Here is a 10,092-nt window from a genome sequence, read left to right as displayed (position 1 = left end):
GGCCGTTCCAGATCGGCGGGCCTTCGTCGGGATAGAGTTTTTCTCGCGCGGCGGAATGGATGCCGTCCGCGGCGATCAGGATCGTGCCGTCGTAAGTCCCCGCGGCCTTGCCGGTGGCCTTGTCGACGAAATCGGCGCGCACGCCGTCGGCGGTTTCGCTCCAGCCGGTCAGATGATGGCTGGTGAGGATGTTGTCGCGGCCGAGGCGCTCGATGGCGGTGTCGAGCAGCAATTGCTGGAGCGTGCCGCGATGGATCGAAAACTGCGGCCATTTATAGCCGGCCTCCAGCCCGCGCGGCTCGCTCCAGATCGGCTTGCCGTGCTTGGAGAAATAGGCAAGCTCGCGGGTGCGCACGCCCCTGGCATCGAGCTTGTCCATCAGCCCGAGCTCGATCAGCTCGCGCACCGCGTGCGGCAGCACGTTGATGCCGACACCGAGCGGCCGCAGTTCGGCGGCGCTCTCGAACACTTTCACGGGAACGCCGACTCCGTGCAGGCTGAGCGCAAGCGTCAGCCCGCCGATGCCGCCACCGGCGATGAGTACGGTCATGGGAAGCCCCTCCAACTCGGGGCGTCTTGGCACAGCCGGGCGCCGGTGGGCAACTGCGAAGAGAGGTTCGTGCTATGGACCTCGGGGCCCGCAGCCGTTACCTTCCGGCTTTCCCATGAGGTCCGACATGCTCAAGCTCTACTACGCCACCGGCACCTGCGCGCTCGCCACCTACATCACCCTGGAAGAAGCCGGCGCCGACTACGCGGCGGAGCGGCTGAGCTTCAAGGACAACCAGCAGAACAGCGTGGAGTACCTCGCGATCAACCCGAAAGGCCGCGTCCCCGCGCTGGTGACCGATCGCGGCGTTTTGACCGAGACCCCGGCGATGCTCGCCTATCTCGCGCAGACCTTCCCCAAGGCGAAGCTCGCGCCGCTCGACGATCCCTTCGACTTCGCCCAGGTCCAGTCGTTCAACTCCTACCTCTGCTCGACCGTGCACATCAACCATGCCCACAAGATGCGCGGCGCACGCTGGGCGAGCGAAGAGAGCTCGTTCGCCGACATGAAGGCGATGATCCCGAAGACCATGGGCGCCTGCTTCGCCCTGATCGAGCAGAAGATGTACAAGGGGCCCTGGGTGATGGGCGAGCAGTTCACGATCTGCGATCCTTATCTCTACACCCTGTCGACCTGGCTCGAAGGCGACAGCGTCGACATCAACGCGACGCCGAAGATCGCCGATCATTTCAAGCGCATGTCCGACCGCCCCGCCGTGCGCAAGGTGATGGACGCGCAGAAGGCGTAGGAGCGCGGCAATATATTCCCCTGTCGTGCCGGGCAAGCGTCAGCGCAGACCCGGGACCCATAACCACAGGGAGAAGTTGTGACGCAAGCTGACAATCACGAGTCTTCGCCAAACCACGTCCTGTGGTTATGGGTCCCGGATCGGCGCTCCGCTTCGCTGCGCTTGTCCGGGACGACACCATTTGCTTTGAAGTTGCGTCCTATCCAGCGCGCCCTTTCTTCTCCAAATCCCGTCCCGTCTCCAGCATCAGCCGCCTGAGCCAGATCGAGCCTGGATCCATCTGCGCGCGGGTCGGGTAGAACATGAACTGCTCATCGATGCCGGGGTCGAGCGGCGGCGTCACCGTGACGAGGCCGAGCTGCTTGGACAGCGCCGCGATCAACCGGCGCGGCACGAAGGCGACGAGGTCGGTACGGGCGGCGACGTGCAGCGCTTCGAGATAACCCGGGACGACGAGAGCGATATGCCGGTCTATGCCCTTGGTGCCCAGCCAAGTGTCGATGAGGTCCTCCGGCTGGCCGCGGATGATTACGCCGACATGGCGTGCAGCCAGGAACGTCTCGCGCCGCTTCAGCTTCGCAGCCACGGGGTGGCCGCGCCGCACCGCCAGCGCGTCGCTGTCGGTGTAAAGCAACTGGCGGTGAAATCCCTTGAAGGCGTTGCCGATCGAGATCACGAGATCGATGGTGCGGGCGAACTCGGCGTGGAAAATAGCCGGTCCTCGCCACGGCACCACGTCGATGCGGACGTTGGGGGCGGCCTGCGTCACCTTTTCCATCAAGGGCGGCATCAACAGCTCGACCGCGAGGTCCGGCATCATCAGTCGGAATTGCCGCTCGCTGCGCGCCGCATCGAATTCATCCGATACGAACAGCCCGCGCACCTGGTCGAGCGCCTGCGCCAGCGGCGCGCGCAAGGCTTGCGCCCGCGGCGTCAACTCCATCCGCGCGCCTGTGCGTACCAAGAGCGGATCGCCAAGGATGTCGCGCAGACGCTGGAGCGCATGACTCGCCGCCGGCTGCGACAGCCCGATCCGCAATGCGGCGCGGCTGACGCTGGCCTCGCGCAGCAGCGCGTCGAGCGCGGTCAGGAGATTGAGGTCGAGCGAATTCAAATTCATGAGGCGAATAGATATCATATCCACTATCGATTTGAAGAATTTAGCACCGGCGGCGATGATTTCCGTGTTCTCACCAAAGGAGATGCCGCCATGAGCGCGAGCGCCAACAAGAAACTGATGCAGGATATCTTTGCAGCCGCCGCCAGCCCCGATCCGGCTGCGCGCGACCGTGGCTTGTTCACCGAAAGTCTTGCCGACGACGCCAAATGGATCGTGACCGGCCAGTATTCCTGGTCGCGCACCTTTTCGGGCAAACAGGCGATCCTCAACGATCTGCACGGCTATGTGCGGACCCGCCTTGTCGACCGGACGCGGACGGTCGCTCATCGCTTCATCGCCGACGGCGATATCGTCGTCATCGAAGCAAAGGGCGACAATGTCACGCCAGAAGGCGTGCGCTACGACAACGACTATTGTCTCGTGTTTCGTCTCGAGGACGGCAAGATCAAGGAGATCCGGGAATATTGCGACTCGGTGCTGACCGAGAAGGCCCTTGGTCCGTTTCCACAAACGGCCGTGAGGGCCGCGAGCTGAGCGGATCGAGCAGCGTCGCCTCCGTCGACCGGTGCCGTCCGCCGCGGTCGGCGAGGGGCGTGTTGGTCTGGCGCAGGCCGGACCAGCTGCAGCGGCCTGCATGCCGCTGCGGGCTTCTCGCTAAAACCTTGCTCACCTGCCGATAAAATCAGCAGATGTTGTACCATCCGACGGATGCGCGCGCGAAAAATTTGAAGGTTCAATTAACGAGTGTCCCCCATTGTGTCGCGGTGCAGCGTGGGTCGCGAACAACGCGACGCGCGGCTGCCAGAGTGGCCGGTGACGATCGCCGGATTAGGCCGGCCGCTCGAATTGACATGCATCTGGGTGGACAGTGGGAATGCCGAGTTTTCGTTTGCGGATCAGGGGACGCCTGTACGCAGGTTTCATGGCCTTGGTGGCGGTTGGTCTTGTGATGGCGGTGGTCGCCATCTGGAATTTGCGATCCGTCCAGGATCAGGTCGCAAAACTCTCCGCGTTGTCGGACAGCACGGCGCGCGTCCTGGAGATATCGACCCATCTTCAGGCCATCCAGCGGGCCAATCTGCGCTACATTTACGACGCCAACGAGCCTGCGATGCGGGAGGCTGCCGAGCGAGAGGCCGCGGCGACCGGGCTGTTGCAGCTGGGAGCAAAGGGCACCCTCTCGGAGGAGCGGCGGAAGCTCTACGACGATCTGATCGCCGACATCGCCAAAATGAAAAGCCTGCGTGACAGTCTCGGCGACGCCGTCAACGAGGCGCGGACCGGCAAGGCGACGCTGTTGCCGAGTGGCGAAGAGCTGACCGTCAAGATGGCCAAGCTGGTCGATGTGGCCCGTGCCGCCGCCGACGACGACACGGTGTCGCTCGTCGCGGACCTCGAGTCCCGGGTCCTGCTGGTTCGAATCGCGAACTGGCGCTTCCTCGCCCTGCGCGACGCCAACGGGCCCACCGCCTTCAGAACCAATGTCGACAGGGCGGTGCAGCGGCTGGCGGCCGTCGAAAGGAGCCCGCAGGCGGCGGACCTTCGCTCGTCTTTGACGCCAGTGAAGACCGCTCTCGGTATCTACAAATCCGCGTTCGAAACCACCTCTGCGGCGATGCTGCGGTCCGACGAGATCTACCACAAGGATCTCGCACCGCTCATCTCCGCGAGCATCGCCAAGCTCAAGGTCGCGGAAACCGCCTTGAAGACGGATTACAAGGATTCGCGCACCGCGGCCGATGCTGTGATCGACGGCACGACCTCGCTGCAGGAGATCGCGGGCGGCCTCGCCGTCCTGTTCGGACTGATCGTCGCCTTCCTGACCGCCCGCAGCATCGTGCGGCCGCTGACCTCGATGACGCGCGCAATGGGGCTGCTTGCCGGCGGCAATCTCGCCGTCGAGATCCCCTCGCGCGGCAAGGTCGACGAGATCGGCGACATGGCCAAGGCGATCGACGTCTTCAAGACAAACATGATCGAGACCGAACGGCTGCGCCAAGAGCAGACCGCAACCGAGGCCCGGCAGGCCGAGAGCCGCAAGGCCGACATGGCCCGGCTCGCCAGCCAGTTCGAGCAGGCGGTGGGCGAGATCGTCGATACCGTATCCTCGGCATCGCACGAGCTCGAGGGCTCGGCCGGCACCCTGACCGCGACCGCGAGGCGCGCTCAGGATCTCTCCACCGAAGTGCAATCCGCCTCCCAGGAAGCCTCGGCCAATGTGCAGGCGGTCGCCTCCGCGACCGAGGAGTTGTCCTCCTCGGTGACGGAGATCGCGCGCCAGGTGCAGGAATCGGCGCGCATAGCGGGCGAAGCCGTCGGTCAGGTGAGCAAGACCAACGCGCGCGTCAGCGAGCTCTCCAAGGCTGCAGCCCGCATCGGCGACGTGGTCGAGCTGATCAGCACCATCGCCGGCCAGACCAACCTCCTGGCGCTGAACGCCACCATCGAGGCGGCGCGCGCGGGTGAAGCCGGCCGCGGCTTCGCCGTAGTCGCCTCGGAGGTCAAGGCGCTCGCCGAGCAGACCGCGAGGGCCACCGGTGAGATCGCCCAGCAGGTCTCGGGCATCCAGGCTGCGACGGAGGAGTCGGTCGGCTCGATCAGGGAAATCAGCGGCACCATCGAGCGGCTGTCGGAGATCTCGTCGACGGTCGCCGCCGCCGTGGAGGAGCAGGGTGCGGCGACGCAGGAGATCTCCCGCAACGTCCAGCAGGCGGCCCAAGGCACGCAACTCGTGTCGTCCAACATCGGCGACGTGCAGCGCGGGGCGTCCGAGACCGGCTCGGCGTCTTCGCAGGTGCTCTCGGCGGCACGCTCGCTGTCGGCCGACAGCAATCGCTTGAAGCAGGAAGTCGCCAACTTCCTGAGCTCGGTCCACGCCGCCTGAGCCTCAAGAAGCAAAAGGCCACGCGCATGCGCGTGGCCTCGCATTGTGACCTGAGACGATCAGGCGACTTTCGTCGTCATGTGCTTGAACATGTTGCTGCGCGCCTCGTCGTCCATTTCCGCCTTGAAGGTGAACTTGTCCTTCAGCGCGATCGCGCGCGTCGCCGCAGGCCGCGCCGAGATCTCGTCCACCAGCCGCTTCACGTTCGGGTATCGCGCGAAGGCATCGTCGCCGAGCTTGAACGGCACCATCCGCGCCCACCCCCACAGCGCCATGTCGACGATCGAATAGCTGTCGCCGACCATATAGCGGCGGCCTTTGAGGTGGCCGTCGAGAATCTTGTAATGGCGATCGGTCTCGAACTGATAGCGGTTATGCGCGTAGTCGTGGTTCTGGTCTTTCGGCGCAAAATGCTTGAAGTGCACGGCCTGGCCCGAATACGGCCCGACGCCGGTGGCGACGAACATCAGCCATGACAGCATCTCGCCGCGAACATTGGCGGCCGGCAGGAATTTGCCGGTCTTCTCGGCGAGATATAGCAGGATGGCGTTGGAATCGAACACGATGGTGCCGTTGTCGTCGATCGCCGGCACCTTGCCGTTCGGATTGATCTTCAGGTAGTCCGGCGTGAACTGCTCGCCCGTGCGGGTGTCGATCTTCACCGGCTCGAAGGGCAGGCCGGCCTCTTCGAGATAAAGCGCGACCTTGGTCGGGTTCGGCGAACCGTTGAAATAGAATTTGAGCATCGGGCATCTCCCCTGTGTTTGTTGGCTGAGAGTGGAGTCAGCAACATGTCCGCAAGCGGCCTTGTCTTGCCTGAACCTTATCGGGGAGGGCAACCGGCGAGTTTGCCGGGCGGCGTCTGCGCGTCACGCAGATCAGCCGGCGTAACAAAGGCCGATCGCCGCCGTAATGACCATGGCCGCGCCCACGACCTCCAGGCGCAACCCGAGCCGGGTAGCGATATGCATGTCGGAGGCCCGCGCCGCGCGCTCCGATCCGCGCGCGTAGCCGTGAACGATGACGTCGTGATTGAAGCTGTCGTGGGCCTCGTTGCTGCTGGCGAGCCCGACACAGACCACGAGCACGCCGAACAAGGCGAGGCCGAAAAATCCCAGCAGCGCGATCAGGAACATCGGAAACATGCCGACCAGAAAGATCGGCAGCAGCGGCACCAGCAGCAATGTCTCGGACTGTCGTCGCATGGCTCGACCGGTCAAGACGGGGCGTAGGCGGTCAATCTAGTCCCGCCGGCCGCTGTATTCAACCAGTCTCGTCATTCCGGGGCCGCGCCAGGAGGCGCGCTCCGGGACGACGAAAGGAAGGCTACCCCGCCGCCATGCCGGCGCGGATCTCGGCGCGCAGCTCGTCGATCAGCTTAAGACCCTTCTTGGTCTCGATGTGCCAGAAGGTCCAGCCGTTGCAGGCTTGCGCGCCCTGCGCCACTGCGCCCATGCGGTGGATGGAGCCGACCTTGTCCCCGAACATGATGGCGCCGTCGGCACGCACCAGCGCGCCGAGTTTCTTCTTCGCGTCGAACAGCTTGGTGCCGGGCATGATCATGCCACGCTCGATCAGCTCGGAGAACGCCACACGCGGCGCTTCGCGCGCCGTCATGAACGGGGCGAGGCTTGCCTCCGGAAGCGGCTCGATCGCGGCGATGCGCGCTTCGGCCGCTTTCGCATAGGTCTTGTCGCGCTCGAAGCCGATATAGGAGCGGCCGAGGCGCTTTGCGACCGCGCCGGTGGTGCCGGTGCCATTGAAGGGATCGATCACGAGATCGCCGGGTTTGGAGGACGACAGCAGCACGCGCGCCAGCAGGCCTTCCGGTTTCTGCGTCGGGTGCACTTTCTTGCCGTCGGCGCCCTTGAGGCGCTCCTCGCCGGTGCAAAGCGGGATCAGCCAGTCGGACCGTGCCTGCACGTCCTCGTTGGCGGCCTTCAGCGCCTCGTAGTTGAACGTGTAGCCCTTGGCCTTCTCGTCCCGCGCGGCCCAGATCATGGTCTCGTGCGCATTGGTGAAGCGGCGGCCGCGGAAATTCGGCATCGGGTTGGTCTTGCGCCAGACGATGTCGTTCAGCAGCCAGAAGCCGAGGTCCTGCATGATCGCGCCGACGCGGAAGATGTTGTGATAGGAGCCGATCACCCAGATCGTCGCCGACGGCTTCATCGCGCGGCGGGCGGCGAGCAGCCAGGCGCGGGTGAAATCGTCATAGGCGGAGAACGAATCGAACTTGTCCCAGTCGTCGTCGACCGCATCGACATGAGATTCGTCGGGGCGCTTGAGATCGCCCTTAAGCTGGAGATTGTAGGGTGGATCGGCGAACACCAGGTCGACCGAACCAGCCTGAAGCTTCGACATCTCGGCGACGCAATCGCCGAGGACGATGCTGTGCGAAGGAGACTCAAAATTTGTGCGGGGCGCCCTTGCAGACGCCCCGCGACGCGACTCTACCATGACTCAAGAACTCTGACTCAGGCGACGCTGTCGGCGACGCGGGACCAAACAACCGACTGACCGTTACATTGAAGCGGCAAAGTAAAAATCGACTTAACCCGTGGCTTTCGTGAACAGCCCTCACATCGCGCCTTGCACGCGGCTCGCTCCGCGCATTCTCCATGTTTTGCAGTGTATTTCGCGTTTCTTCGCGTTGCGGCTGTGATCGGAGCGCAAAAAGACTCAAAATTCCTCTCGGAAAAAATTGCTCGATGCCCGGAAAAAATTGCTGGCATTGCCATGCTGTCGCACTAGGCAATAATTGCCGAGCGGGATATTGATTAACGCAACGGAAACGTATGTGGCGCGTTGAGCTTTCGCGCTTTCGCGCCGAATTGAGCTAGGACCGAGGGAAGCCGCCATGCGCTACGATGATTTCCGCCGCAGCGACGACATCGAGGATCGTCGCGACGATGGTGGCGGCGGCGGTGGAGGAGGCGGGTTCGGCCTCCCCATGGGCGGCGGCGGGCTTGGGATCGGTACCATCATCGTGCTCGGCCTGGTCGGCTACGCCTTCGGCATCGATCCGCGCATCCTGATCGGCGGCGCCGAGATACTCACCGGCGGCGGCCAGGCGCCGTCCTACCAGACCGATCGCCAATCGTCGTCCAACGCCAAGCGCGGCGCGCCGACCGACGAGATGGGCAGCATGATCTCCGGCATCCTCGGCGAGATCGACGATCGCTGGAGCGAGATCTTCCAGGCCTCCGGCCAGTCCTTTACCGGTCCAAAGGTCGTGCTGTTCCGCAACGTCACCAATGGCGGGCGCTGCGGCCGGGCGGAGTCGGCGATGGGACCGTTCTATTGTCCGCCCGACAGGACCATCTTCCTCGACACCGGTTTCTTCCGAGAGGTCGAGACGCGTTTTCGCGGCTGCTCCGGCAAGTCGGCCTGTAACTTCACCACCGCCTACATCATCGCCCATGAGGCCGGCCATCACATCCAGAACCTGCTCGGCATCATTCCGCGCGTGACGCGGCTGCAGCAGCAGGCCGGCAGCAAGGCGGAGGCCAATGCGCTGCAGGTGAAGGTCGAATTGCAGGCCGACTGCCTGTCCGGTGTCTGGGTCAATCGCGAGGCGAAGAAGCGGCCGAACTTCCTGGAGCCGGGCGACATCGACGCCGCACTCACCACGGCGAGCGCGATCGGCGACGACACGCTGCAGCGCCAGTCCACAGGCCGCGTCGTGCCCGATTCCTTCACCCACGGCTCGGCGGCGCAACGCAAACAATGGTTCATGACCGGCTACCAGCAGGGCACCGTCCAGGCCTGCAACACGTTTGGGGGCGGACAGTAGGGGTTATCCGTCATCCTGAGGTGCTCGCCAATTGGCGAGCCTCGAAGGATGGCGAGCCCGTGGCCCATCCTTCGAGGGCGCAAGAGCGCGCACCTCAGGATGACGTCTGTGGTCTGTGAAGAAGGTGCGTTGCAATGACCTCCATCGACGAAACAAAACAGTTCGTCCCGCTCAACATCGCGGTGCTCACCGTGTCGGACACGCGCGCGCTGGCGGATGATAAATCCGGCCAGACCCTGGCCGACCGTCTCACCGCTGCCGGCCATCATCTCGCCGCGCGCGAGATCGTCACCGATGACGTCGAGGCGATCCGCACCGTCATCCGCCGCTGGATTGCGGACGCAGGTGTCGACGTCGTCATCACCACCGGCGGCACCGGTTTCACCGGGCGCGACGTCACGCCGGAGGCGATCGAGCCCTTGTTCGAGAAGCGCATGGACGGTTTCTCGATCTCATTCCACATGCTGAGCCACGCCAAGATCGGAACGTCGACGATCCAGAGCCGCGCCACGGCCGGCGTCGCGGGCGCAACCTACATCTTCTGCCTCCCAGGTTCGCCCGGTGCCTGCCGCGACGGCTGGGACGGCATCCTCAAAGCCCAGCTCGACTACCGCACGCGCCCCTGCAATTTCGTCGAGATCATGCCGCGGCTGGACGAGCACCTGCGCCGGCCGAAGGCCCAGGGCGCGACGGTGTAGTTGGACATTTCTTCTCCGCTCATGTCGGCCGAAGCTTTAGCGAAGGCGGATGCGGGAAAGGTGGCATAGGCCGCCTTCGGCCGCCCGTCCTTAAAGAATGCCGAAGCGAAGCTTGGGTATCTATCGGCACGGAGTGCTCGGAGACATACCCCTCGCCCTAGTGAGTGTGCGTCTGGCAGCATCGCTGCCCTCTCCCACAAGGGGCGAGGGCGCATTGAGCTGCTGCCGGTTTGATGGACACCGAGATTGGGTGTTTTATCGAGCCAGAGGTGGGTCATGCAGAGACGGAAGTTCAGTCG

At 64.2% G+C, this 10,092-nt stretch carries 10 protein-coding genes; 5 read left to right on the top strand and 5 right to left on the bottom strand.

Annotation, left to right across the window (positions count from 1 at the left end; all coding sequences use genetic code 11):
- A partial coding sequence (locus IVB32_RS02170; RefSeq protein WP_247409666.1) for an FAD-dependent monooxygenase occupies positions 1–550 on the bottom strand: 550 nt, incomplete at its 3' end.
- A gap of 127 nt (positions 551–677) precedes the next feature.
- Between IVB32_RS02170 and IVB32_RS02165 the strand changes: the two genes are divergently transcribed.
- On the top strand, positions 678–1,298 hold the full coding sequence (locus IVB32_RS02165) for a glutathione S-transferase family protein (protein ID WP_085352629.1): 621 nt from the start codon (positions 678–680) through the stop codon (positions 1,296–1,298).
- A 199-nt stretch (positions 1,299–1,497) separates the two neighbouring features.
- On the opposite strand, the gene IVB32_RS02160 is transcribed toward IVB32_RS02165, so the two are convergent.
- Complete coding sequence (locus tag IVB32_RS02160; protein ID WP_204513844.1) at positions 1,498–2,418, bottom strand: LysR family transcriptional regulator; 921 nt, start codon at positions 2,416–2,418, stop codon at positions 1,498–1,500.
- Positions 2,419–2,508: 90 nt separating this feature from the next.
- Here IVB32_RS02160 and IVB32_RS02155 point away from each other — a divergent pair, with 90 nt between their 5' ends.
- Both IVB32_RS02155 and IVB32_RS02150 read left to right on the top strand, forming a co-directional pair.
- Positions 2,509–2,952 (top strand): nuclear transport factor 2 family protein, encoded by a 444-nt coding sequence (locus IVB32_RS02155; protein WP_018454923.1) that lies wholly within the window; start codon positions 2,509–2,511, stop codon positions 2,950–2,952.
- Positions 2,953–3,292: 340 nt separating this feature from the next.
- A complete protein-coding gene (locus IVB32_RS02150; protein ID WP_247372686.1) occupies positions 3,293–5,302 on the top strand; it encodes a methyl-accepting chemotaxis protein in 2,010 nt (669 codons plus the stop codon).
- 59 nt (positions 5,303–5,361) lie between these two features.
- Here IVB32_RS02150 and IVB32_RS02145 read toward each other — a convergent pair whose 3' ends face one another.
- The 3 genes from IVB32_RS02145 to IVB32_RS02135 form a co-directional block, all read right to left on the bottom strand.
- Positions 5,362–6,048, bottom strand: a complete 687-nt coding sequence (locus IVB32_RS02145; protein ID WP_085352625.1) for a glutathione S-transferase family protein — start codon at positions 6,046–6,048, stop codon at positions 5,362–5,364.
- 132 nt (positions 6,049–6,180) lie between these two features.
- The gene (locus IVB32_RS02140) at positions 6,181–6,507 is read right to left on the bottom strand and encodes a hypothetical protein (RefSeq protein WP_018454920.1); all 327 of its coding nucleotides are present in this window, start codon (positions 6,505–6,507) and stop codon (positions 6,181–6,183) included.
- A gap of 121 nt (positions 6,508–6,628) precedes the next feature.
- Positions 6,629–7,759, bottom strand: a complete 1,131-nt coding sequence (locus IVB32_RS02135; protein WP_085352624.1) for a site-specific DNA-methyltransferase — start codon at positions 7,757–7,759, stop codon at positions 6,629–6,631.
- Between the two features lie 400 nt (positions 7,760–8,159).
- Between IVB32_RS02135 and IVB32_RS02130 the strand changes: the two genes are divergently transcribed.
- Both IVB32_RS02130 and moaB read left to right on the top strand, forming a co-directional pair.
- Positions 8,160–9,095: a neutral zinc metallopeptidase gene (locus IVB32_RS02130; RefSeq protein WP_085352623.1), complete on the top strand. Its 936-nt coding sequence runs from the start codon at positions 8,160–8,162 to the stop codon at positions 9,093–9,095.
- Between the two features lie 134 nt (positions 9,096–9,229).
- Entirely contained in the window at positions 9,230–9,793 is a 564-nt protein-coding gene (gene moaB, locus IVB32_RS02125; protein WP_018454917.1) for a molybdenum cofactor biosynthesis protein B, read from the top strand.
- Positions 9,794–10,092 lie beyond the last annotated feature (299 nt).

The sequence above is a fragment of the Bradyrhizobium sp. 23 genome, assembly GCF_023073295.1.
Classification (GTDB): domain Bacteria; phylum Pseudomonadota; class Alphaproteobacteria; order Rhizobiales; family Xanthobacteraceae; genus Bradyrhizobium; species Bradyrhizobium canariense_D.
This window is presented reverse-complemented; position numbering and strand designations above follow the sequence as displayed.